At 73.3% G+C, this 23,996-nt stretch carries 20 protein-coding genes; 15 read left to right on the top strand and 5 right to left on the bottom strand.

Annotated features, from left to right (window positions below):
- Positions 1 to 85: 85 nt before the first annotated feature.
- The 11 genes from Aau02nite_RS16130 (at position 86) to Aau02nite_RS16080 (ending at position 14,116) form a co-directional block, all read left to right on the top strand.
- Positions 86 to 832, top strand: a complete 747-nt coding sequence (locus Aau02nite_RS16130; protein ID WP_212989239.1) for an ABC transporter ATP-binding protein — start codon at positions 86 to 88, stop codon at positions 830 to 832.
- Entirely contained in the window at positions 829 to 3,141 is a 2,313-nt protein-coding gene (locus Aau02nite_RS16125) for an ABC transporter permease (protein WP_212989238.1), read from the top strand. Before Aau02nite_RS16130 ends, Aau02nite_RS16125 begins: the two co-directional genes overlap by 4 nt.
- 90 nt (positions 3,142 to 3,231) lie before the next feature.
- On the top strand, positions 3,232 to 4,779 hold the full coding sequence (locus Aau02nite_RS16120) for a long-chain-fatty-acid--CoA ligase (protein ID WP_212989237.1): 1,548 nt from the start codon (positions 3,232 to 3,234) through the stop codon (positions 4,777 to 4,779).
- 169 nt (positions 4,780 to 4,948) lie between these two features.
- Positions 4,949 to 6,271, top strand: coding sequence for a GlnX family signal transduction membrane protein (locus Aau02nite_RS16115; protein ID WP_246595185.1), 1,323 nt, complete (start codon positions 4,949 to 4,951; stop codon positions 6,269 to 6,271).
- Positions 6,271 to 7,224, top strand: coding sequence for a glutamate ABC transporter substrate-binding protein (locus tag Aau02nite_RS16110; protein WP_212989236.1), 954 nt, complete (start codon positions 6,271 to 6,273; stop codon positions 7,222 to 7,224). The genes Aau02nite_RS16115 and Aau02nite_RS16110 overlap by 1 nt, the downstream gene beginning before the upstream one ends.
- Before the next feature lie 6 nt (positions 7,225 to 7,230).
- Positions 7,231 to 8,430 carry a hypothetical protein gene (locus Aau02nite_RS16105; RefSeq protein WP_212989235.1) on the top strand — a complete coding sequence of 400 codons (1,200 nt, stop codon included), beginning with the start codon at positions 7,231 to 7,233 and terminating at the stop codon, positions 8,428 to 8,430.
- Positions 8,427 to 10,625: a serine/threonine-protein kinase gene (locus tag Aau02nite_RS16100; protein ID WP_246595184.1), complete on the top strand. Its 2,199-nt coding sequence runs from the start codon at positions 8,427 to 8,429 to the stop codon at positions 10,623 to 10,625. The genes Aau02nite_RS16105 and Aau02nite_RS16100 overlap by 4 nt, the downstream gene beginning before the upstream one ends.
- A gap of 73 nt (positions 10,626 to 10,698) precedes the next feature.
- A complete protein-coding gene (locus Aau02nite_RS16095; RefSeq protein WP_212989234.1) occupies positions 10,699 to 11,673 on the top strand; it encodes a PP2C family protein-serine/threonine phosphatase in 975 nt (324 codons plus the stop codon).
- 10 nt (positions 11,674 to 11,683) lie between these two features.
- Positions 11,684 to 12,949, top strand: a complete 1,266-nt coding sequence (locus tag Aau02nite_RS16090; protein ID WP_212989233.1) for a vWA domain-containing protein — start codon at positions 11,684 to 11,686, stop codon at positions 12,947 to 12,949.
- Positions 12,946 to 13,593 carry an FHA domain-containing protein gene (locus Aau02nite_RS16085; RefSeq protein WP_212989232.1) on the top strand — a complete coding sequence of 216 codons (648 nt, stop codon included), beginning with the start codon at positions 12,946 to 12,948 and terminating at the stop codon, positions 13,591 to 13,593. Before Aau02nite_RS16090 ends, Aau02nite_RS16085 begins: the two co-directional genes overlap by 4 nt.
- 70 nt (positions 13,594 to 13,663) lie before the next feature.
- Complete coding sequence (locus Aau02nite_RS16080) at positions 13,664 to 14,116, top strand: DUF1707 SHOCT-like domain-containing protein (protein WP_212989231.1); 453 nt, start codon at positions 13,664 to 13,666, stop codon at positions 14,114 to 14,116.
- Between the two features lie 6 nt (positions 14,117 to 14,122).
- Here Aau02nite_RS16080 and Aau02nite_RS16075 read toward each other — a convergent pair whose 3' ends face one another.
- Together Aau02nite_RS16075 and Aau02nite_RS16070 are read right to left on the bottom strand one after the other, a co-directional pair.
- Positions 14,123 to 14,914, bottom strand: coding sequence for an inositol monophosphatase family protein (locus Aau02nite_RS16075; RefSeq protein WP_212989230.1), 792 nt, complete (start codon positions 14,912 to 14,914; stop codon positions 14,123 to 14,125).
- Positions 14,895 to 15,827 carry an RNA polymerase subunit sigma-70 gene (locus tag Aau02nite_RS16070; RefSeq protein ID WP_246595183.1) on the bottom strand — a complete coding sequence of 311 codons (933 nt, stop codon included), beginning with the start codon at positions 15,825 to 15,827 and terminating at the stop codon, positions 14,895 to 14,897. Before Aau02nite_RS16070 ends, Aau02nite_RS16075 begins: the two co-directional genes overlap by 20 nt.
- A 35-nt stretch (positions 15,828 to 15,862) precedes the next feature.
- On the opposite strand from Aau02nite_RS16070, the gene Aau02nite_RS16065 reads away from it, so the two are divergent.
- Both Aau02nite_RS16065 and Aau02nite_RS16060 read left to right on the top strand, forming a co-directional pair.
- Positions 15,863 to 16,243, top strand: a complete 381-nt coding sequence (locus tag Aau02nite_RS16065; protein WP_212989228.1) for a VOC family protein — start codon at positions 15,863 to 15,865, stop codon at positions 16,241 to 16,243.
- 220 nt (positions 16,244 to 16,463) lie between these two features.
- The gene (locus tag Aau02nite_RS16060; protein ID WP_212989227.1) at positions 16,464 to 17,792 is read left to right on the top strand and encodes a pectate lyase family protein; all 1,329 of its coding nucleotides are present in this window, start codon (positions 16,464 to 16,466) and stop codon (positions 17,790 to 17,792) included.
- 66 nt (positions 17,793 to 17,858) lie between these two features.
- Here Aau02nite_RS16060 and Aau02nite_RS16055 read toward each other — a convergent pair whose 3' ends face one another.
- Complete coding sequence (locus tag Aau02nite_RS16055) at positions 17,859 to 18,677, bottom strand: phytanoyl-CoA dioxygenase family protein (protein ID WP_246595182.1); 819 nt, start codon at positions 18,675 to 18,677, stop codon at positions 17,859 to 17,861.
- 74 nt (positions 18,678 to 18,751) lie between these two features.
- Between Aau02nite_RS16055 and Aau02nite_RS16050 the strand changes: the two genes are divergently transcribed.
- Positions 18,752 to 19,762: a LacI family DNA-binding transcriptional regulator gene (locus Aau02nite_RS16050; RefSeq protein ID WP_212989225.1), complete on the top strand. Its 1,011-nt coding sequence runs from the start codon at positions 18,752 to 18,754 to the stop codon at positions 19,760 to 19,762.
- Position 19,763: 1 nt separating this feature from the next.
- Here the strand turns inward: Aau02nite_RS16050 and Aau02nite_RS16045 are convergent, their stop codons facing one another.
- Complete coding sequence (locus Aau02nite_RS16045) at positions 19,764 to 20,228, bottom strand: YfbM family protein (RefSeq protein ID WP_246595224.1); 465 nt, start codon at positions 20,226 to 20,228, stop codon at positions 19,764 to 19,766.
- Positions 20,229 to 20,345: 117 nt separating this feature from the next.
- Complete coding sequence (locus Aau02nite_RS16040) at positions 20,346 to 23,144, bottom strand: DEAD/DEAH box helicase (protein ID WP_212989223.1); 2,799 nt, start codon at positions 23,142 to 23,144, stop codon at positions 20,346 to 20,348.
- An 86-nt stretch (positions 23,145 to 23,230) separates the two neighbouring features.
- On the opposite strand from Aau02nite_RS16040, the gene Aau02nite_RS16035 reads away from it, so the two are divergent.
- Positions 23,231 to 23,977, top strand: a complete 747-nt coding sequence (locus tag Aau02nite_RS16035; protein WP_212989222.1) for an HAD family hydrolase — start codon at positions 23,231 to 23,233, stop codon at positions 23,975 to 23,977.
- Positions 23,978 to 23,996: the final 19 nt, after the last annotated feature.

The following is a 23,996-nucleotide window of genomic DNA, read 5'->3' as shown; positions in this document are numbered from 1 at the left end:
CGGCCCACTCGGTAGTGCTGGGTATACCTTCGATCCTCGCCCGCGGGGGAATGTGCCCGGCCGGGCCGGCCGGAAGGCTTCCGGCATGACCATCACGACGATCGGCACGGCGGTCCGGCTGCGGGCCGTCTCCAGGATCTACGGTACGGGCGAGAGCGCGGTGACCGCCCTCGACGCGGTCGACGTGGACATCGCGCCGGCCACGTTCACCGCGGTGATGGGCCCGTCCGGGTCCGGCAAGTCCACCCTGCTGCACTGCGCCGCGGGCCTCGACCGGCCGACCGGCGGCGAGGTCAGCATCGACGGCGTCAGCCTGACCGGGCTGTCCGAGCGTGCGCTGACCAAGCTGCGCCGGGCCCGGGTCGGCTTCGTGTTCCAGGCGTTCAACCTGATCCCGGCGCTGAGCGCGGAGCAGAACGTGGCGCTGCCGCTGCGCCTGGCCGGACGGCGGCCGGCGGCGGGCGAGGTCCGCGAGATGCTGGCCGAGGTGGGGCTGGCGGACCGGGCGCGGCACCGGCCGAGTGAGCTCTCCGGCGGCCAGCAGCAGCGGGTGGCGATCGCCCGGGCGCTGGTGACCCGGCCGGCGGTGCTGTTCGCCGACGAGCCGACCGGCGCGCTGGACACCACGGCGTCGCGGGAGGTGCTGCGGTTGCTGCGTACGGCGGTGGACCGGCACGCGCAGACCGTGGTGATGGTGACGCACGACCCGTACGCGGCCGCGCACGCCGACCGGGTGCTGCTGCTCGCCGACGGCCGGGTGGCCGACGTGCTCGACCACCCGGCCGGCGCCCCGGAGATCGCCGTGCGCATGGCCCGGCTGGAGGAGCGGTGAGGCTCGCCTGGGACATGGTCCGGCACCGCTTCGCGGCGTTCGCCGGCACCTTCGTCGCGATCGCCCTCGGCGTGGGCGTGGTGGCTGGTTCGACCACCCTCTGGGCGTCGTCGCAGCCCGAGACGCCGCAGCGGTTGTCCGCGACGCCGGTGCTCGTGCACTCCCCCTCGGTCGGTGACAACGACGACGGTTACCCCGAGTACCGCTCGTGGACGATCGCCGAGGCGGCCGCTCTGACCGGGCGGCTGGCGGCCCTGCCCGGAGTCACCGCGGCGATCCCCGACCCGGCCTTCTACGTGCAGCGGGTCGTCGGCGGCCGGCCCACCGGAGACCCGGAGACCGCACTCACCGAGGGACACGCCTGGTCGTCGGCGGCGCTCGGCGGCTACCGGCTCAGCGCGGGCGCCGCGCCGGCCCGGCCCGGGGAGGTCGCGCTGGCCGGCCCGGCCCCGGGCTCCCGGATCGACGTACTGACCGCGCGCGGCCCGGCGACCTGGACCGTGACCGGCACGACCGACGGGCCCGGCTTCTACGTCGCCGACGCCACCGCGGCCGCCCTGTCCGCCGGGGTCCGGCTCATCGGGCTCACCGTCAGCGGCGACGCCGAGGCGGTCGCGGCGGCGGCCCGGTCGGCGGTGGGCACGGACGGCACCGTCCTGTCCGGCGCGGCCCGCGACCGGCTGGAACCGGAGTCGGTGACCCGGATCCGCTGGCTCGGCGCGCAACTGCTGATCGCCATGGTCGCGCTCGGCTCCTTCGTGGCGATCTTCGTGGTCGCGTCCACCTGCGCGCTGAGCGCCGCGCAGAGACGACGGGAGATCGGCCTGCTGCGCGCGGTCGGTGCCACCCCGGGCCAGGTGATCCGGATGATGTACGCCGAGACGCTGGTCGTCGCCGTGCTGGGTGGCGCGGTGGGCGTACCGCTGGGGGCGCTGGCCGCTCCCCTGCTCGCGCCGCCGCTGGTGGCCGCCGGACTCGAACCGGCGGGTTTCGCCGTGACCGGGCAACCGGCCGCCCTGGCCGGCTCGTTCGCCCTGGGCATCGTGGTCGCGCTGGCCGGCGTCTGGACGGCGGCCCGGCGGTCCAGCCGGGTGCCCGCCCTGGACGCCCTGCGCGACGCGGCAGTCGAGCACCGGGCGATGACCCGGCCCCGCTGGATCCTCGGCGTCCTCGGCATCGCCGCGGGGGCGGCGCTGCTGATCGCCCTGCCCACGATGAGCACCGACGCCCAGTCGTCGGCCATGATGGGCGCCGCGATGCTGCTGCTCGTCGGGGCGGCGCTGCTCGCCCCGGTGCTCATCGCCCCGCTGGTGCGGCTCACCACCTGGCCGTGGCGGCGCGGCGCCACCGGCATGCTGGTCCGCGAGGGCACGCTCACCGGGGCCCGCCGGGTCGCCTCGACGGCGGCCCCCGTGCTGCTCACCGTCGGCTTCGCGGTGCTGCTCACCGGGACCGTCTCGACGATCTCGCAGTCCGCCGGGGCCGACGAGGCGGCCGACGTGCCGGCCGCGCTGGTCGCCGCCCCGGACGGCGTTCCGGGGCTGTCCGACGCCGCGGTGGCCGGCCAGCCCGGCGACTCCTATCTGAGCAGCCACGCGCTGGTCACGGTGGGCGGCACGACCACGCGCTACGGCGTGGCGGGGACCGACGGCCTGACCGGCGTCGTGCTGTCGCGCGAACTCGCGGACCTGCCCCGCCGCCTGGACCTCCGGTTCCCGGACGGCACCACTACGACGCTGCCGGTCACCGCCGTCCGCGACGACGCTCCCGAGGCCATCCTGCTGCCCCGCGACCTGGTCCGGCGGCACGACCCGGGAGCGCTGACCCCGGCGGTGCTGCTCGACGGCCCGGCCGGGCCGGCCACCGGGCTGCGGGTGCTCACCGCCCGCGCGTACGTGCAGATCGACATCGACGAGGAGGGCGAGATCGTGCAGATCTTCCTGGCCGTGCTGCTCGCGCTCGGGGTCGGCTACACCGGTCTGGCCGTGGCCAACACCCTGCTGATGGCCACAGCCGCACGCCGTGAGGAGTTCCGGGCCCTGCGCCTGGCCGGTGGCGGCACGTCCCACGTGCTGCGGGTGACCTCCGGCGAGGCCCTGCTGGCGGTGGCCACGGGCACGCTGCTGGGCGGCACGGTGGCGCTGTTCTGCCTGCTCGCCGCCCGGCGCTCGATCGAGGAGGAGATCGGGCAGGCCATCGAGCTGGTGATCCCCTGGGGCCAGAACGTCGCCGTGGCGCTGGTCTGCGCCCTCGTCGCCGTCGTGGCGGCCGGCGTGCCGGTGCTCCGCGCCAGGGCTGGGTCTCGATGAAACAAAATCGAAACGGAGGGTTCTTCGGGTGCCGTCGGCGTGTTGGGATTGAGACCGTCGTCACAGCGGATCTGTCGAGGAGACCCACGCATGCTCAACCTCTCCGTCTTCTTGGAAGACAGCGCCCGTCACTACCCGGAGCGGGCCGCGGTCGTCCTCGGCGACCAGCGCCTGACGTACGCGCAGGTGAACGCGGCAGCCAACCAGGTCGCCAACCTGCTGCGCTCGCGGGGCATCGGCCCCGGGGACAAGGTGGCCCTGTCCTGTCCCAACCTGCCGTACTTCCCGGTGCTCTACTACGGCATCCTCAAGGCCGGTGCCGTCGTCGTGCCGCTCAACGTGCTGCTCAAGGGGCGCGAGATCGCGTACCACCTGACCGACTCCGAGGCCAAGGCGTACTTCTGTTTCCAGGGCACGCCCGACCTGCCGATGGGCACCGAGGGGCACACCGGCTTCGCCCAGGTGGACGCGTGTGAGCACTTCTTCCTCGTCACCGCCGACCCGGCCGCCGAGTCGCCGATCGAGGGCGCCGAGACGCTGGGCCGGGCGCTGGCCGGGCAGTCGGCGGTCTTCGAGACCGTGCTCGCCGCCGAGACCGACCCCGCGGTCATTCTCTACACCAGCGGCACGACCGGGCAGGCCAAGGGCGCCGAGCTGAGCCACTCCAACCTGATCCTGAACGCGCTCACCTGCAACCGGCTGTTCCAGTCCGCGCCCGGCACCGACACCCACCTGCTGGTCCTGCCGCTGTTCCACTCGTTCGGCTCCACGGTCAACATGAACGCGGGCTTCTCCAGCGCCTCGACGCTGGTGCTGCTGCCCCGGTTCGAGCCGGCCGCCGCGGTCAAGCTGCTGGAGAAGGAGAACGTCACCTTCTTCGCCGGCGTGCCGACGATGTACTGGGGGCTGCTCAACGCGCTGACCGACGACGTCGACGTGGAGAAGATCGCCCGGACCATGCGGCGCACGGTCAGTGGCGGCTCCAGCCTGCCGCTGGAGATCATCAAGGAGGTCCGCAGCCGGCTCGGCTGGACCATCCTGGAGGGCTACGGCCTGTCCGAGACCTCCCCGGTGGCGACCTTCAGCGCTCCGGACAGCGAGCCGCGACCGGGCTCCATCGGCGTGCCGATCTGGGGTGTCGAGGTCAAACTGATCGACGAGTCGTGGAACACCGTCGAGGCCGGCGACGAGATCGGCGAGATCGCCATCCGCGGGCACTGCATCATGCGCGGCTACTACAACCGGCCCGAGGCGACCGCCGAGGTGATGAACAACGGCTGGTTCCGCACCGGCGACCTCGCCAAGCGCGACAAGGACGGCTGGTACTACATCGTCGACCGGGCCAAGGACATGATCATCCGCGGCGGCTTCAACGTCTACCCGCGGGAGATCGAGGAAGTGCTGATGACCCACGAGGCGGTGTCGCTCGCCGCGGTCATCGGGGTGCCGCACGCCACCCACGGCGAGGAGGTGAAGGCGTACGTGATCCGCAAGGAGGGTGCGACCGTCACCGAGGAGGAGCTCATCGCCTGGGGTAAGGAGCAGATGGCCGGCTACAAGTACCCGAGACTGGTCACCTTCGTGGACACGCTGCCGATGACCGCGACCGGCAAGCTGCTCAAGCGCGCCCTGACCTGAGTGTCCTGACCTGACCTGACGTACGCCGGACGCGCACCCGGAGGGGGACCCTCCGGGTGCGTTCTGCTGCGTAGACTCGGCCGGCCGGGACGCTCCGAAGATCATTTGCGCGCGTGCGGCACAGTGAGCGGGTGAGCGCCCGACCACGCACGGCACCGACGGAGGAAGCTTGAGCACAGCACAGCTCGACCGGTCCGTGCCGGTCGTGGCCGACCCCGCCGGAGGCGTCCTGCACCGCGTCGCCCGGCTCCGGCGGACCTCCCCCGGCCGGCTGCAGCTCATCCTGGCCGGGCTCGTCACTCTGGGCCTGCTCACCGGCCTCGTCGCCGGGCTGACCGCGGCCGCCGCCGCCACCGGCACCGCCGATCTCGGCAACCGCGCCCAGCCGCTGCTGGTCGAGGCCGAGACGATCTACTCCGCGCTCGCCGACGCCGACACCACCGCCGCGCAGGCGTTCCTGGCCGGCGGGCTGGAGCCGACCGAGCTCACCCGCCGCTACGATGACGACCTCGACCGGGCCACCACCGCGCTGACCTCGGCGGCCCGCCGTACCCCCGAGACCGGGGCCTCGGCCGACGCGATCCGGCAGCTGTCCACGGACGTCTCCCGCTATGCGGCCCTGGTGGCCAGCGCCCGGGCCAACAACCGCCAGGGCCTGCCGATCGGCGCCGCGTACCTGTCCTCGGCGTCCGCGCTGAGCCGCGATTCGCTGCAGCCGCAGGCGCAGGCGCTGTTCCAGGCCGCGCAGGCCGAGGTCGACGACGGCTACGGCGACGCCCGCAGCTCCTGGTGGACCGCCCTGCTAGTCCTGCTGCTGGTGGCCCTGCTCGCCGCGCTGGTGCTGGCCCAGCGCCACCTCAGCCGCCTGACGCACCGCACGTTCAACGTGCCGCTGCTGGTCGCCACGGCGGTCACCCTCGTGCTGGCGGTCGGCGTCGGCGGGGTGCTGATCTCCCAGCGCGCGCACCTGTCCGAGGCCGACACCGAGGGCTCCTGGCCGGTCGCGCTGCTCGCCGAGACGCGGATCGCCGCCCTGCGCGAGCGCGGCGACGAGGCGCTGACGCTGGCCGCCCGGTCCGGCGAGGGCGCCCTGGAGGCGGACTTCGACGAGACCACCAGCCGGCTCGACAAGCTGCTCACCGACGCCGCCGAGGTCATGCCGGACGGCCGGACGGGCTCGGACGTGCGCTCCGCGGCCCGGGCCCACCGGGCCTACGTCAGCGCCCACGACGAGGTCCGCAAGCTCGACAACGGCGGCAACTACGACGGCGCCGTGGCGCTGGCCATCGGCCCGCAGACGAGCAGGACCTTCACCGGCTTCACCGACGACATCGACCGGGCACTGGAGAGCCGCAAGGACGTCTTCCGCAACGAGATCGGCGCGGCCGGCCGCGGGCTGGGGCTGCTCACCGTGCTGGGACCGCTGCTCGCGCTGCTGATCTGCGGCCTCGCCGTCGCCGGCCTGCGCGCCCGACTCGAGGAGTACCGCTGATGCGTGCCCGTGTCACCCTCGTCGCCGTCGCCGCGCTGTCCGTGCTCGCCGCCGCGGGCTGCTCCGGCGACTCCTCCCCGCTGCCCGGGCGCCCGAGCGCGTCCGCACCCGCCCCGACCGGCCCCGCCGCCGCCGTGGACACCTCCTGCAACCCGCGCGCCAGCCTGAAGCCCACCGGGGCGCTGCCCGCGCCCGGCAAAATGCCGGCCGGCACCTACATGGCCGAGATCTTCAAGCGCGGCCGCCTGGTGCTCGGCACCAGCCAGGACACTCTGCTGTTCAGCTCGCGCAACCCGTTCACCGGCAAGGTCGAGGGCTTCGACGTGGACATGGGCCGGCAGATCGCCCAGGCCATCTTCGGCGACCCGGACAAGATCCAGATCAAGGTCATCGGGTACGACAAACGGGTCAGCTCCGCGGTGGACGGCTCGGTCGACATCGTCGCCGACACGATGACCGCCAACTGCGCCCGGTGGAAGGACGTCAACTTCTCCACCATCTACTACGACGCCGGGCAGAAGGTGCTGGTCTCGTCGGCCTCGAAGGCCAGGAGCATCAACGACCTCGGCGGCAAGAAGGTGTGCGCGGCCAAGGGCTCCACGTCGTACGACAACATCGCCAAGGTGCCCGCCAAGCCGATCGCGGTGGACCGGCCCGGCTTCGGTGACTGCCTGGTCGCCTTCCAGCAGAACGAGGTCGACGCGATCTCCACCGACGACACCATCCTGGTCGGGCTGGCCGCCCAGGACCCGTACGCCAAGGTCGTCGGCCCCCGGTTCACCGAGGAGCCGTACGGCATGGCGATGAACAACGACCACCCGGAGTTCACCCGCTTCGTCAACGCGGTGCTGGCCAGGAACCGGGCCGACGGCACCTGGAAGGCCACGTACGAGCGGTGGCTCGGTGACTTCGGCGCCGCCCCGCAGCCGCCGGTCGCCGAGTACCGGGACTGACCCGCCGTGACCGCACCCACCCAGCACCTGCTCGGCCGGGCCGACAGCGAGCTGTTGCGCCTGGAGGCGGCCGCGGCGGCCGTGGCGGCGAACCTGGTGGACCTCGACGACAACACGGCCCGCAAGGATCTCGACAAAGGACCGCTGACCGGGCGTACGGCCGCCGCCTGGGCCGACGCCACCGCCGCGCTGACCCGGCTCTGGGACGGCTACGGCATGCTGACCGCGCTGATCACCTCGGCCCGGTCGGTGCGCAACCAGCGACGGTTCACCGACGCCGAGAAGACCGCGTACGTGCACCAGGTCCTGGGCCGCTCGATCACGCTCTCCACCACGACGGTCCCGCTGGCCCAGCGCGGCCTGCTCGGGGCCGGCCAGGTCAGCACCACCTGCACCCCGGCCGAGCTGCTCGCCGCGATGGAAGCCGCCTTCAAGACCGCGGTCGACGTGGCCGTCCGGGCCGGCGACGTGTGGCACCGGCTGATGCCCGAGGCCGCCACGGTCGCCTCGTCGCTGGCCCACCTGCGCGGGCTGACCCGCTCGGCCGCCCTGGACGAGGCCGACCGGCGGCTCGGTGACTTCACCTCCGCGCTCGCCAGCGACCCGCTCGGCTGCGACGAGCAGGCCCTGGCCACCGTCCGCACGCTGCTGGACCGCGCCGACGCCGAACGCACCTCGGCCGGCGAGCTGCGCGAGACGCTCACCCAGCGCCTCGCCGACGCGCACGCCCTGCTGGACCAGCTCGCGGAGGCCGCCCGGGCCGCGGCGGTGGCCGAGCAGAACGCCGCCGGCCGTTTCGCCGACAGCGCCATCGCCGTGGTGTCCGGGCTTGATCTGCGTCCGGACCTGGCCGCGCTGGACGCCCTGGCCGCCGCCGGGCACTGGGCGTTGATCAGTCCACGGCTGGCCGAGTGGAGCCGCCGGGCCCGGGAACGCATCGCCGCCCTGCGCGACGCGGCTGCCCGCAACGCCGGGATGCTGGCGGCCCGCAACGAGCTGCGGGGACGCCTGGACGCGTACCAGGCGAAGGCCGGCCGGCGGGGGCTGGCCGAGGACCCGGCCCTCGCGCCGCTGGCCGAGCGGGCCCGCGACGCGCTCTACACCGCGCCCTGCGATGTCGACGCCGCCCGCGCCGCGGTGAATGCGTACCAGGACGCGGTGGCCAGACTCACCGCCACGACGACTGCGAGGGACGGCCTCTTGTGAAATGCCAACGCGACTGTCCCGGCACCATCCAGGACGGCTACTGCGACACCTGCGGCATGGCCCCGCTCAAGGGAGGTGCCGCCGCGCCGCCGAAGCCGCGTACGGCCACCGCGCCCTCGGTGCGCACGGCTGCGCTCTCCACCCGTACCGGTGGCTCGGCCCGCACCGGCAGCTCCCGCACCGGGTCCCGGCGCCGGCGGTTCGGCGGCGGGCTGGTCGACGTGGCACCGCTGCCCGAGCGTGATCCGGCCACGGCGATCATGGCTGTGGCCGAGGTGCCCGAGGACAAGCGGTACTGCGCCAAGTGCGGCAGCCCGGTCGGCCGGGCCCGCGGTGACCGGCCCGGGCGCACCGCCGGTTTCTGCCCGTCCTGCGGCGAGGCGTTCAACTTCACCCCCAAGCTCGGTAAGGGCGACCTGGTCGGCGGGCAGTACGAGGTGATCGGCGCGCTGGCGCACGGCGGCCTGGGCTGGATCTATCTGGCCAACGACAAGCGCGTCTCGGACCGCTGGGTGGTGCTCAAGGGCCTGCTCAACTCCGGCGACGAGGACGCGCTGGCCGCCGCGGTGGCCGAGCAGCGCTTCCTGGCCGAGGTCGAGCACCCGAACATCGTCAAGATCTACAACTTCGTGGAGCACGAGGGCGCCGGCTACATCGTGATGGAGTACGTCGGCGGGGAGTCGCTCAAGGGCATCCTCAAGGACCGCCGTACGGCCAACAACAACCAGCCGCACCCGCTGCCGGTGGACCAGGCGCTGGCCTACGTGCTGGAGATCATGCCGGCGTTCGGCTACCTGCACGACCGCGGCCTGATCTTCTGCGATTTCAAGCCGGACAACGTCATCCAGACCGGCGACCAGGTCAAGCTCATCGACCTCGGCGGCGTCGTGCACATCGACGACCAGGACGCCGCGCTGTACGGCACGCTGGGCTACCAGGCCCCCGAGATGGCCACGGCCGGCCCGTCGATCCAGTCCGACCTCTACACCATCGGGCGCACCCTGGCCGTGCTGACCACCGACTTCCGCGGGTACCAGAGCACCTTCAAGGACAGCCTGCCCGACCGCGGCGAGTTCGAGGTCTACCAGCGCCACGAGTCCTTCTACCGGCTGCTGCAGCGGGCCACCCGCACCGACCCGGGCGAGCGCTTCGTCGACGCCGGCGAGATGACCGAGCAGATGCTCGGCGTGCTGCGCGAGGTGCTCGCGGCCGACGGCGACCCCCACCCGGCCACCTCCCGGCTGTTCACCGGAGAGCTGCGCACCGACCCCCGCAACGACGAGCCGCAGTGGCGGTTCCTGCCCGCGCCGATGATCGACCTGACCGACCCGGCCGCGGCGTTCCTGGCCTCGGTCACCGTCACCGAACCGCAGCAGGTTCTGACCCTGCTCGGCAAGGCCCCGGAGAACACCCTCGAGGTGCAGCTGCGGGCCCTGCGCGCGCTGATCGACCTGGGTGCGGCGGGCAGCGGCCGGGACGCCTTCGCCGACGCGACCCGGCTGCGCGACACCATCGCGGCGCACGCGGGCGGGGACTGGCGGGTCGCCTGGTACGACGGGGTCCTGGCGCTGGCCTCCGGTGACCTGGCCCGCGCGCAGGAGCAGTTCGACGCGGTCTACTCCGCGCTGCCCGGCGAGCTCGCGCCCAAGCTGGCGCTGGGCCTGACGCTGGAGCTGGCCGGGCGTCCGGCCGAGGCCGCGGGCTACTACGACGTGGTGAGCCGCACCGACCCGGCGTACACGACCGCGGCGGCGGGGCTGGCCCGGTGCCGGCTCGCCACCGGGGACCGCGACGGGGCCGTGGAGGCGTACAACCGGGTGCCGGGGACCTCGGCGGCGTACCGCAGCTCGCAGGTCGGCGCCGTGCGCGCGCTGGTCCGCTCGCATCCGGCGGCAGCGGCCGACGTGGCCGCCCTCGCGGCCGCGGCCGCCCTGATCGACCGGCTCGAGATGGAGGCCGCCCAGCTCGCCGCGCTCCGGGCCGAGCTGCTGGAACGGGCGCTGAGCACGCTGACCGGCGGGACCCCGGTGCCGGCCGCGGTGCTGGGCACGCCCGGCGCCACGTACGCCGGGGAGCGGGACGTACGCTTCGCGCTGGAGGGCGCGTACCGGGAGATGGCCCGGGCCGCGCACGGGCCGGAGAAGATCCGCCTGGTGGACCTGGCCAACGCGGCCCGGCCGAGGACCCGCACGTGAGGTGGGGCATGACCGACTGCACCGAACTCCCCTGGCCGCAGCAGGGGCTTTCCCGGCCGCAGAAGGGCACCGCATGAGCTCCGCACCGGACTGCGCGTCCTGTGCCGACGAGCGCGCCGCCGGGGCCGCCTTCTGCGAGAGCTGCGGCAAGCCGCTGGCCACCGGCGCCGGCCGGGCGATCGGCAAGGACTGCCCGTCCTGCGGCGCGGCGGGCGGGGTCGGGGACGACGGCTACTGCGGCAACTGCGGCCTGCTGGCGGCCCGGCCCCGCGACCACGTCGAGGCCGACGCGGGCCCGGTGGCCGCCGCGGTCACCGACCGCGGCCTGCGGCACCACCGCAACGAGGACGCGATGTGGCTGGCCACCCGCGGCACCGACGTCGACGTGGTGGTCTGCGACGGGGTGTCCGCCTCGTTCGACCCGGACGTCGCCTCCGAGGCCGCGGCCGAGGTGACCGGCAAGGCCCTGCTCACCGCCGGCCCCGAGCTGCCGGAGAGCATCGCCGAGGCGATCCTCGCCGCCGGCACCACGGTCGCCGCCCTGGCGGCGACCGGCGACCCGCGCCGGGCCACGTCCAACCCGGCCTGCACGATCGTCGCGGCCTGCGTGCGCGGCACCGAGATCGGGTACGGCTGGGTCGGCGACAGCCGCGGCTACTGGGTGCCCGTCGAGGGCGACGCCGTGCAGCTCACCGAGGACGACTCGTGGGCCACCCACGCCATCTCGCTCGGCGTCGACCCGCAGTCGGCCTGGAACGACCCCAAGGCGCACGCCATCACCGCCTGGCTGGGCGCGGACGCCGGCACGATCCGCCCGCGCACCGGGGCCTTCTTCGCCGAGACCCCGGGTCACCTGGTGCTGTGCAGCGACGGCCTGTGGAACTACCTGACCGAGCCGGCCGCCTTCGCCGACACCGTCCGGGCCGCGCTGCGCGACTCCGCGGATCTGCTGCAGGCGGCCCGCCGGCTCGTCGACTTCGCCAACGCCGCGGGCGGCTCGGACAACATCACCGTCGCCCTCGTCCCCTTCAACACCTCCGACAGCTAAGGGAGAGCCCGTGCCGTACACCGCCGAGGCGTTCCAGAACGAGTTCCTCGCCCTGGGCGCGACCGAAGTCAACGCGATCGTCACCGTCGCCTCGTCCGGTGCGGAGGGCGGACGGCGTACGGCCGGCGCCACCGAGATCATCATCGTCGACTGCTCCGGCTCGATGCAGGCCGAGGGCCGCATGGTCGCCGCCCGGCAGGCCGCCAAGGCCGCGGTCGACTGCATCGACGACGGCGTGCGGTTCGCCATCATCGCCGGCGTGAGTACCGCGCAGCAGCTCTTCCCGGCGCCCGGCCAGCTCGCGGTGGCCACCGGTGAGACCCGGGCCCAGGCGGTCAGCGCGATCGACCGGCTGCAGGCCAACGGCGGTACGGCCATGGGCGCCTGGCTCAAGCTGGCCGGCCAGCTGTTCGCCCAGCGCCCGGGCGACATCACCCACGCCATCCTGCTGACCGACGGTGAGAACGGCGAGTACAAGGGTTACCTCGAAGGCGTGCTGCGGGAGATCGGCGGCACCTTCACCTGCGACTGCCGCGGCGTGGGCACCAACTGGACCGTCTCCGAGCTGCGCAAGATCGCCGCCGCGATGCTCGGCACGGTCGACATCGTGGCCCGCCCGCAGGACCTGGCCGCGGCGTTCGAGCAGATGATGACCGCCGCGATGGGCAAGACCAGCGCCGACGTGCAGCTCAAGGTCTGGACCCCGGTGAACTCGACGGTCCGCTTCGTCAAGCAGGTCGAGCCGCAGGTGGCCGACCTGACCGGCAAGCGGGTCGAGGACGGTCCCCGGGCCGGCCGCTATCCGCTGGGCTCGTGGGGCTCGGAGAGCCGCGACTACCACGTCTGCGTCGACGTGACCCCGGGCGCGGCCGGTGACGAGATGCTCGCGGCCCGGGTGTCCGTGGTGGAGGGTGACAACGTGCTGGCACAGACCCTGGTGCGCGCGGTCTGGACCGAGGACTCGGCGCTGTCCACCCGGATCAACCGCCAGGTGGCCCACTACACCGGGCAGGCCGAGCTGGCCGACGCGATCCAGGCCGGCATCGAGGCGCGCAAGGCCGGTGACGACCGGACGGCGACGCTCAAGTTCGGCCGGGCCGCCCAGCTGGCCCACGAGAGCGGCAACAAGGCGACCGAGGAGCTGCTGGCCACGGTCGTCGACATCGAGGATGCGGCGACCGGCACGGTCCGGCTGCGCCGCAAGGTCGAGGCGGCCGACGAGATGGCCCTGGACACCCGCTCGACCAAGACCGTGCGGGTGGGACGGTCGTCATGACCACGTACGCCTGTCCCAAGGGCCACGCGTCCACGACCGACGACTTCTGCGACACCTGCGGTGCGAAGATCGGCGGCACGGCGGTGTTCAGCCCGGGCGTCGTCGCGGCCGCCCCGCCGGCCTTCCCGAGCGGTGAACCCTGCCCGAACTGCGGCACCCCCAGGGCCGGGGCGGGCCGCTTCTGCGAGGACTGCGGCTTCGACCACAGCACCGGCAAGGTGCCCGCGCTGGTCCAGCCCCCGCCGGCCGGGCAGCCGGCGGCACAGTGGACGGCGACCGTGTTCGCCGACCGGGAGTACTTCGCGGCCAACGCCATCGAGGGTGTCGACTTCCCGGAGCAGCCCACCGAGCGCACGGTGACGCTGCCGGCCCCGCAGGTGCGGATCGGCCGCAAGAGCACCTCCAAGGGCACGGACCCGGAGATCGACCTGGCCGACGCCGACCCGGGGGTCTCGCACAGCCACGCCCTGCTGACCCTCAGCGTGGACGGTGTCTGGCTGGTCTCCGACCTGGGCTCGACCAACGGCACCTACCTCAACGACGAACCCAAACCCCTGACCGCCGGCCAGACCCGCAGCGTCGGCGCCGGCGACCGGGTCCACGTCGGCGCCTGGACGACCATCCTGCTGCACGCCCCGGCGTAGCCGACTCCGTGCGGGTGACTGTGCGGGTTTCGCCGCGCGGGGCGCCCGGCGCGCGATACGTTCGCCACCGATGAAGGACGAGCGCATCGGCACCGTGCACCGCACCCAGGTGATCGACCAGCTGAGTCAGGCCCTCGGCGAAGGGCTGCTGACCACCGAACAGTACGACGGCCGGGTGGTCGCGATCAGCACGGCCACGTACGCCTCGGACCTCATGGTCCAGGTGCAGGACCTGCCGCCCCGGTTGCAGTGGGACCCGCGCAACGCCGCGCCGCCGACCCCGCCGAACCGCACCGCCGGGCGGACCGCCCTGATCCTGGGGGTCATCGGCGTACCGCTGTCGTTCTGCCTGCTGGGCTGGATCGTCGGTATCGCCGCCATCGTCATGAGCACCCGGGGGCGCGGCGCGCACGGGGTCGGGCCGGCGCTGATCGGCCGGGTCCTGGGCATCATCAGCGTGGTGCTCTCCATCGGGGCGGCCGTGGCGCTGGTCTTCGCCCTGAACTCCAGCACCTCCCCGTAGCGCGGGTCAGGCCGGCCAGAGCACTTCGGACGCTTCCTGCCACAGGGAACGGTTCGCCGCGTAGAGGGAGACACCGGCGCGCGGCCCGCGGATGCCGTCCACCCCGCCGTAGCAGCCGCCCGCCTCGGTGACGATCAACGAGGTGGCGGCGAAGTCCCACACCTCGCCCCGGGTCTGCACGGCCAGGTCGAGGGTGCCGCCGGCGACGAGCAGGCCGGCGTGCACATCCCACTCCACGGCCGGCGTCACCGCGGTCAGCGGCGCGGCGACAGCCAGGTCGGAGGGGTAGACGTTCGGGGCGACCGGGACGACTCCGAGGCGGGCGGCGCTCAGCGTGGTGCGGCGGTCGCTGACGTGGATGCGCTTGTCCGCCTTACCGTCGAGGTTCGTCTCGAAGGCGCCGCCGCCGCGGCGCGCCCACCAGACCCGGTCCTGCGCCGGGACCGCGGCCACCCCCGCGACGATCTCGCCGGCCTCCTCCAGGGCGACCAGCACCAGCCACCGGTCGTCGCCGGTGACGAACTGGGCTGTACCGTCGATCGGGTCGATGATCCAGCGCCGCTCGCCCGCACCGGTCTCGCCGCCCTCCTCCCCCAGGATGGCGTCGTGCGGCCGGGCCTCGGCCAGCACCGCGCGGATCGCGGCCTCGGTGGCGCGGTCCGCCTCGGTGACCACGCTGCCGTCGGCCTTGAGCTCGCGCGGCAGACCGGCGAGCTCGGCGAAGTACTTCAGGGCGACTGTCGCACCGGCAAGGGCGGCGGTCCGGGCCAATTCAGCATCACTCTGCACGCGTCCCATCCTGCCCCCACGCCGCGGGTGACTCGTCGAGAAACGTGGTGATCTCCGTAACCAGACCGTCCCGGGTCTCGAACAACATCAGGGCGAACGGCTCGTACGCCCCGCCCGGCCCGGTGGGCCGCTCCTGCCAGTACGCGGTCGTGCCGTTGGCCGCGACCGGCACCATCCGGGCGCCCCGGCACGATCCGTCGCCGTGCAGCAGCACCTGCCGGATCCGCTCCCGCCCGCGCAGCCACCAGAGCAGCGGCGGCATGGTCATCGTCGCGTCCTCGTGCAGCAGCGCGACCATCGCGGCCACGTCGTAGCGCTCGAACGCCCGGCAGTAGCGCTCCAGCAGCGCCGCGGCATCCGGCTCCAACGGCTCGACCGTCCCGGCCCGGCGCACAGTGGCCCGGGCCCGCTGCAGCGAACTGGTCACCGCGGGCACCGACGTGTCGAGCAGGTCGGCCACCTCCCGGGCCGGCCAGCTCAGCACGTCCCGCAGGATCAGCACCGCACGCTGCCTCGGCGAGAGCCGTTGCAGGGCGGCGATGAAGGCCAGACGTACGGACTCCCGGCGCACCGCGTGCTCGGCCGGATCGTCGCCGGGCAGCACCCGCGCGTCGGCGACCGGCCGGACCCAGACGCCCGGCGGCAGCGGCGCGCCCAGCGGTGCGCCCGCCTCCACGGCCGGGCCCAGGTCGACGGCGCGGGCCCGCCGCTGGGCACTGCGCAGCATGTCCAGGCAGACGTTGGTGGCGATGCCGTACAGCCAGGTGCGCAAGGTGCCCCGGCCGGGGTCGAAACGGCCGGCATGCTGCCAGGCCCGCAGCAGCGTCTCCTGCACGGCGTCCTCGGCCTCCGCGGCCGCGCCGAGCATCCGGTACGCGTACCCGGTCAGCTCCACCCGGAACTGCTCCGCCTCGAGCTGCACGCCTGGCACGGTACCGCGTTGCTAGCCTGGCTCCCATGCATCGCAGCCGCCTCTACGGCCTCTTCGTCGACACGCCCACAACGGAGGCACCGGCGGCCGCGGCCTTCTGGTCGTCCGCGCTGGGCGTCCCGGCGGTGCCCGAGCCGAACGAGGAGCAGTTCATCATGCTGCGTACGGCGTTGCCCGCGCTGACCATGGGGGTGCAGGCGGTCGACGACGCGCCGCGCTACCACGTGGACATCGAGACCGACGACCACGAGGCCGAGGCGGCCCGGCTGACCGCGCTCGGGGCGGTCGAGATCAACCGCTGGCTGGACTGCCACATCATGCGCGCGCCCGGCGGGCACCTGCTCTGTGTCGTGCCGGTGCACAGCGACCCGGAGCTGTTCGCGGCGCACGCCACCGTCTGGCCCTGACCGGCCGGCCCCCTTTCCGCCAGCCGGCCCCCTTCCGCCAGCTGAACCTTGCGCCAGCGGCTCTACCGCTTGCCGGAGGTCGATCACTGCAAACTTCCTGCACGTTCGCGGGCATTGACTCGCCGAAACACGCGTGTAACCGTTGCTCGGGGTAAGCGCTTTCCCACTCTCACCTGCGCTTTCCTCCCCCACCTGGAGCATCGATTACCTGGAGCGCACCATGCGCGGAAGATCCCTTGCCGCGGCCGCCCTGGTCACGGCCATCGGTTTCAGCCCCGTCCTGCCGGCCGAAGCGGCCGACACCCCGCCGGGTGTGTCCGCCGCGGCCCTCCGGCTGGCCCGGCAACCCCTGCCCGCCGACGACGGCTGGGCCGCCGCCGGCACCGGCACCACCGGCGGCTCGGCTGCCGACGCCGCCCACACCTTCGTCGTCCGCAACCGCGCGGAGCTGGTCGCGGCGCTGAGCGGCGAGGCCGCACCCCGCCTGGTCATCGTCGACGGCCGGTTCAGCATGAGCGTGGACGCCGACAACCAGCCGCTGAGCTGCACCGACTATGCCGACCCGGCGTACACCCTGGAGGCTTTCCTGCAGGCGTACGACCCGGCCGTCTGGGGCCGGGCGGCCAAGCCCACCGGGCCGCTGGAGGAGGCGCGGGTCCGGTCGGCCAAGCGGCAGGGCGACCAGATCAAGATCAACGTACCGTCCGACACGACCGTCATCGGCATCAACGGCGCCCGCATCGAGCACGGCAGCATGATCCTGCAGAACGTGCGCAACGTGATCGTGCGCAACATCGAGTTCACCGACGCGGCGGACTGCTTCCCGGCCTGGGACCCCACCGACGGCTCGGCGGGCAACTGGAACTCGCTCTACGACCTGGTGTCGCTGAGCGGCGCGACCAACGTGTGGCTGGACCACAACACCTTCAGCGACGGCAACAACCACGACGCCGACCAGCCGCAGTACTTCGGCCGGCCGTACCAGGTGCACGACGGGGCCAGCGACATCATCCGCGGCTCCGACCTGGTCACCGTCTCGTACAACAACTACTACGACCACGACAAGACGATGCTGATCGGCTCGACGGACACCCCCGGCGTGGACGTGGGCAAGCTACGCGTCACCGTGCACCACAACCGCTTCGGCAACGTGATCCAGCGCGCGCCGCGGGTCCGCTTCGGCCAGGTGGACATCTACAACAACCTGTACGTCGCCACGGCCGACGACTACAGCTACTCGCTGGGCGTGGGCTTCGAGTCGAGCATCTACGCGGAGAACAACTACTTCCTCCGCAGCGCCGACGTCGGTGACGGTGACCTGATCAAGTACTGGAAGGGCACCCGGATCACCGCGAAGGGCACCCTGGTCCACGTGGGCAGCCAGGCGCCGCGAGCGGTGGACCTGGTGGCGGCCCACAACGCGGCCTACGACCCGGACTTCGCTCCGGACGCGGGCTGGGAGCCGGTGCTGCGTACCCGCCTCGACCCGACCGCGCTGGTGCCGGTCATCGTCAAGGCCGCCGCGGGATCGCGCCGCCTCGGCATCTGAAGGACCGCCTCGCATCTGAAGGACCGATGAGCTCGGCCGGGCCGTTGTGCCCGGCCGAGTCGTTTCTCAGGCCTCGCCCATGACCAGGCCCTCGATGGTGTGCTTCTGGGTGATCGGGGTGAGCGTCTCCACGACCGGGCAGTGCAGGTGGGCCTTGACCTGCTCCGGCAGCGCCTCCCAGTAGGCCCGGGTGACCGCGGTGTCGTGGCGCTCGCTGTTGCCGGCGCCCGGTGCGTCCACGCCCAGGACCAGCACCGGCCGCGACATGTCGGAGTAGTTGCGGGTGCCCCGGTGGATGGTCAGCGCGGAACGGGCCGAGATGTCGCCGCGCTTGGGGTACTTGCGCACCGCCCGCTCCTCGTAGCGGGGGTAGAAGGACTTCGGCGGGAACATGCCGTGGCCGAACTCCGGCTCGTCGTCGAACTGGGTGCCCGGGGCGATCTCGAACGGTCCCATCTCCTCGGTGGTGTCGACGCCGGTGAGGTTGAACGCCAGCGAGTTGAGCCGCCGCTCGGTGCGGGTCACCTCGGGCATCGGGAAGTCACGGTGCCAGGGCTGGTTGACCGCGCCGGCCAGCGGGACGTCGAAGCCGAGCTCGACGATCTCGTACTCCGGGCCCAGCACCGACTCGCACACCGCGGTGACCCACGGGTGGGTCACCAGGTCGACGAAGCCGCGCAGCTGCTCGGGGTGGATCTCGACGTAGTAGCGGTGCGGTCCGCGGCCGACCGCGCCACCGGGCCGGGAGCGGGCCTCGGCGAACGCCTTCTCGATGTCCTCCCGCATGGTGTCCGCCCAGGCGACGCTGAAGGCGCCCGGACAAGCGGTGATCCCCTGGTCGTAGATGGCGTCGCGAGCCCGCACGCCGGCGTCGGTGTCAGTCATGCCCCTCACTTTGCAACGTTGCATGCAACGTGGCAAGTGGTAGCCGGTAGGGTTTGCACCATGGGAGGTCGATCATGACGGCGAGCCTGCGGCAGGTGGCGGAACGGGCCGGGGTCTCGATCCGTACGGTGTCGAACGTGGTCAGCGGCTTCGCCCAGGTCGCGCCGGAGACCCGGGCCCGGGTGCAGCAGGCCATCGACGACTTGCAGTACCGTCCCAACGCCGCGGCCCGGCACCTGCGCGGCGGCCGCTCCGGGCTGGTCGCGCTGGCCATCCCGGAGATCGCCTCGCCGTACTTCGGCGAGCTGGCCGGGCTGCTCGTCCGCGAGGCGGAACAACGATCGTGGATGCTGCTGGTCCAGCAGACCGACGGCGACGCCGACCACGAACGCCGCCTGCTCGACGGGGTACGCGGCCAGGTGATCGACGGTCTCGTGCTGAGCCCCTGGGCGCTGTCCCCACAGGAGTTGCGCCGTAGCCCGGGCGGCGTACCGGTGGTGCTGCTCGGTGAGCAGGACGCCGCCGGCCTGCTGGACCACGTCGCGGTCGACAGCGTGGCCGCCGCCCGCGAGATCACCCAGCACCTGATCGGCATCGGTCGGACCCGCATCGCGGCGATCGGGCTGCAGCCCCATCTCGAGAACGGCACCGCCGCCCGCCGCCTGGAGGGCTACCGGCAGGCGCTGGCCGAGGCGGGCCTGACCGCCGATCCCGCGCGGGAGATCCCGGTGGACCGGCTGCACCGCGCCGACGGCGCCGCGGCGATGAGCCGGCTGCTCGACGCCGGGCCGCGGGTGGACGCGATCTTCTGCTTCAGCGACCAGCTCGCCCTGGGAGCGATGCAGGTCGCGCTGGGGCGCGGCCTGCGGATCCCGCGGGACCTGGCAGTGGCGGGCTTCGACGACGTCGAGGACGGACGGTACGCGACCCCGGCCCTGACCACGATCTCGCCGGACAAAGCGGCGATCGCCCGAGAAGCGCTGAACTGTCTCGCCGACCGGCTCGGCACCCGCCCACCGGACCGCCCGGCCCGCCGCATCGTGGCCGCGCACCACCTGGTGATCCGCGACAGCACCGCCGGCTGAATCAGGTGATGACCAGCAGGACGGCCTGCGTCTCCTCCGCGGCGGCGGCATAGAACGCCTGCAGGCTCAGGAAGTTCGGCAAGAGGTAGCTGGCGAGGTCCTCGTCGTCCCAGACCTGCGGGTAGATCGCTTCCGCGAGCAGGGCGGCCGGATCGAAGCGGGCCCGCAGCGAGTCGGCGGTCACCTCACCGAGGGCGGCGGCGACCAGCTGGACCCGGTCCGCCGGCAGGAGCCGGGCCGGACCGTAACCCAGGTCGTCACCGATCGGATCGCCGCCGAGCACCGCCTCCCCGGCGCCCGGGGAGGTCTCCCAGGCGCTGCCGGTCAGCAGGAAGTGGATGCCGTGCCAGGCCTTGTCGAGATCGAGGACGTCGTCCTCGCGATCGAGGAGGCCGGCGGTCAGCGACGGATCGGCGGCGAGGTCCGCGACCTGCTCGGACGTCAGCCGCCGCCCTTCGAAAATCATGCCCACGCCGGGAGTGTGCCAGACCCCTGCGACAGCTACCGCCCTGGCCGACCTGCCCCGCCCGGCTCGCACCGCCTTGGCCGCACCGCCCTGGCCGCGCGGACCGCCCAGGACCGTTCACAGGGCCGTCTGGTAAGCCAGCACTCCCCTGTTCACCGCGGTCATCGCCTTCCGCGCCGTCTCCCGCACCCCCGGCGTCGCCGCCGAGGCGTCCCTCAGCTGGGCCAGCAGGTCGAGCACCTGGCGCGCCCAGCGTACGAAGTCGCCCGCCGGCATGTCGGTCTCGTAGTTGTTGCCGCTGGCCAGCACCCGGGCCAGCGGTTCCCCGCGCGCCCAGCGGTACATCGGCCAGACGAAGCCCGGGTCCGGCTCGCGGGTCAGCGACAGCCCGTGCTCGGCCTCGTCGGACTCGATCTCCGCCCACAGCTTGTGGCAGGCGTCCACGGCGGCCGTGGTGGCGCCCTTGGGCACCGATGCCCGTTCGTCACCCTCGCGGCGGGACTCGAAGAGCACCATGGACACCGCCGCCGCCAGTTCCTCCGGGGCGAGGCCCTCCCAGACGCCTCGGCGCAGGCACTCCGCGACCAGCAGGTCCGCTTCCGTCCAGATGCGGCCGAGCATCCGGCCGGCGTCGGTCACCTCGCCGTCGCCGGACAGGTAGCCGCGGCCCGCGAGCACCGCGCAGACCTGGTCGAAAGTGCGGGCCAGGGACCCGGTGCGCCCGGCGACCTTGTCGCGCAGGGCGTCGGTGTCGCGGGCCAGGCGGTGCCGGCGTTCGGCGAAGCGGGCGTGCTCCTCGCGGTCGGGGCAGGCGTGGCACGGGTGCTGGCGCATCTGCACCTTGAGCAGCGCGATCTCCGCGTCCTCGCCGGGGGCGGCCTTGCCGCGGCCGCGCCGGCCGTTGCCCGAGCCGTGCCGGTCGAGACCGGTCGCGCTGACCGTGGCGGCCAGGTCGCGGCGGGCGCCGGGTGAGCGGGGGTTGAAGTTCTTCGGCACCCGGACGCGGTCGAGCACGTCGACCGCACCGGGGAAGTCGGCCGGGCTGACCCGGCCGGCCCAGCGGTCCTGGGTGAGCACCAGCGGGCGCGGCTCGCCGAAGCCGCCGGTGGGCGGCTCCAGGACGACCGCGAGCCCGGCCCGGCGGCCCTGCGGGACCCGGATGACGTCGCCGACGCGCAGCTTCTCCAGCGAGGACACCGCGGCGGCCCGGCGCTGCGCGGTGCCCTGGCGGGCCAGGGCGCGCTCGCGGTCCGCGATGGCGACGCGCAGTGCGAAGTACTCGTCGAAGTCACCGTGGTGGCAGGTACCGTCGTTGTCGTACGTCTGCATCGTCTCGATGTTGCGCTGCACCTGCCGGGCCAGCCCGACCACCGACCGGTCGGCCTGGAACTGCGCGAACGACGACTCGAGCAGGTCGCGGGCCTTGTCCGCGCCGACCGAGCCGACCAGGTTGACGGCCATGTTGTACGACGGGCGGAAGCTGGAGCGCAGCGGATAGGTGCGGGTCGAGGCCAGGCCGGCGACGTGCCGCGGGTCGACCTCGGGACTCCACAGCACCACGGCGTGGCCCTCGACGTCGATGCCGCGGCGCCCGGCGCGCCCGGTGAGCTGGGTGTACTCCCCCGGGGTCAGGTCGACGTGGGCCTCGCCGTTGAACTTGACCAGGCGTTCCAGCACCACGCAGCGGGCCGGCATGTTGATGCCCAGCGCCAGCGTCTCGGTGGCGAAGACCGCCTTGACCAGGCCGCGCACGAAGCACTCCTCGACGGCCTCCTTGAAGGCGGGCAGCATGCCGGCGTGGTGGGCCGCGACGCCGCGCTCGAGGCCGTCGAGCCACTCCCAGTAGCCCAGGACCGACAGGTCCTCGCTGGGGATGTTCGCCACCTTGGCCTGGGCGATGCGGCGGATCTCGGCCCGCTCGTCGGCGCCGGTGAGCCGCAGGCCGCTGGACAGGCACTGCTGCACGGCGGCGTCGCAGCCGGCCCGGCTGAAGATGAACAGGATGGCCGGCAACAGGTCGGCCCGGTCGAGCCGGTCCACCACCTCGGCGCGGGGCGGCGGCTGCCAGCGCCGGGGGCGTCCGCCCCGGGAATTCCAGCCGGCACCGGCGGTGCGGTCGGTGAGCTCCAGGCGGCGCAGCATCTCGCGGGTGTAGCGCAGCAGCTCCGGGTGGACGTCGTGCTTGCGGGCCGCGTCCGCGTCGTGGAACAGGTCGAACATCCGCTTGCCGACCAGCATGTGCTGCCAGAGCGGGACGGGGCGGTGCTCACTGACCACGACCTCGGTCTGCCCGCGCACCGTCACCAGCCAGTCGGCGAACTCCTCGTAGTTACTGACGGTCGCGGACAGGGAGACCAGCGTCACAGAGGACGGGAGGTGGATGATGACCTCCTCCCAGACCGCGCCGCGGAACCGGTCGGCCAGGTAGTGCACCTCGTCCATCACCACGTACGCCAGGCCCTGCAGGCTCGCCGAGCCCGAGTAGAGCATGTTGCGCAGCACCTCGGTGGTCATGACGATGACCGGCGCGTCGCCGTTCACCACGTTGTCGCCGGTGAGCAGGCCGACCTGGTCGGCGCCGTAGCGTTCCACCAGGTCGTGGTACTTCTGGTTGGACAGGGCCTTGATCGGGGTCGTGTAGAAGCACTTGCGGCGCAGGCCGGAGCCGTCCGAGCGCAGCGCCAGGTGCACGGCGAACTCACCGACCACCGTCTTGCCCGCGCCGGTCGGGGCGCAGACCAGCACGCCGCTGCCGCGCTCCAGGGCCTCGCAGGCCTGGCGCTGGAAGTCGTCGAGGTCGAAGCCGACGTCGAGCATGAAATCGTCCAGGGCCGGGAACTCGGCGGCCCGGGCCGCCCGGCGCTTCGAAGCCGCATACCGTTCGGCGGGGCTCACATCACCGGCGGGGCTCGTCATGACCACAAGGCTAATGCTTGCCTGTGACACAACGACGGTCATGCCCCGCCAGGCGGTTGCCGACAGTTGCGTCGCGGGCGCTGGGTATGGTGCACGGCGTGCCGGATGCCGCCGAATCGACTGCCTTCCCGTCGCGCCGCCAGGTCGACGCGGTGCTCTTCGACTTCCACGGCACCCTCGCGCAGGTCGAGGAGCCGGTGGCCTGGGTGCTCGCCGCGGCCGCGGCCTGCGGGCGGGAGCTGGACCGCGGCCGGGCCACGATCCTGGCCGACCGCCTGGTCACCGCCGGGCGGGCCGGCGGGCCGCTGCCCTACCGGGTGCCGCTGCACCTGGCGGAGCACTGGGCAGACCGCGACCTGTACGAACACAGCCACCGTGCCGCCTACACGGGTCTGGCCGCCACCGTCAGCACGGACGTGGAGGGCCTCGCCGACGCCCTCTACGAGCGGTTGCTGGGCCCGCAGGGCTGGCTGCCGTACGCCGACACCGAGCCCACCCTGCGCACCCTGCACGACTCGGGCATCAAGGTGGCGGTGGTCAGCAACATCGGCTTCGACATCCGCCCGCACTTCGCCGCGTGGGGACTGGCGGAGCTGGTGGACGCGTTCGCCCTGTCGTACGAGGTGGGCCGCACGAAGCCGGACCCGGCGATCTTCCTGCGCGCCTGCGGGATGCTCGGTGCCGACCCGGAACGCACGCTGATGGTGGGCGACAGCCCGGCCGACGCGGGCGCGGTCCAGGCGGGCTGCGCGGCGCTCGTCCTGCCGGCGGCCGAGCCGGGCCGCACCAACGGCCTGGGAGCGACGCTCGCCCTGGCCGGCTGCCCCGTCTGACCCCGGCCAACCGCCAGCA

Origin of the sequence: Actinoplanes auranticolor (assembly GCF_018332655.1) — a bacterium.
Lineage (GTDB): Bacteria > Actinomycetota > Actinomycetes > Mycobacteriales > Micromonosporaceae > Actinoplanes > Actinoplanes auranticolor.
Note: the sequence above shows the minus strand (reverse complement) of the source record. Positions and strands in the feature narration are given on the sequence as shown.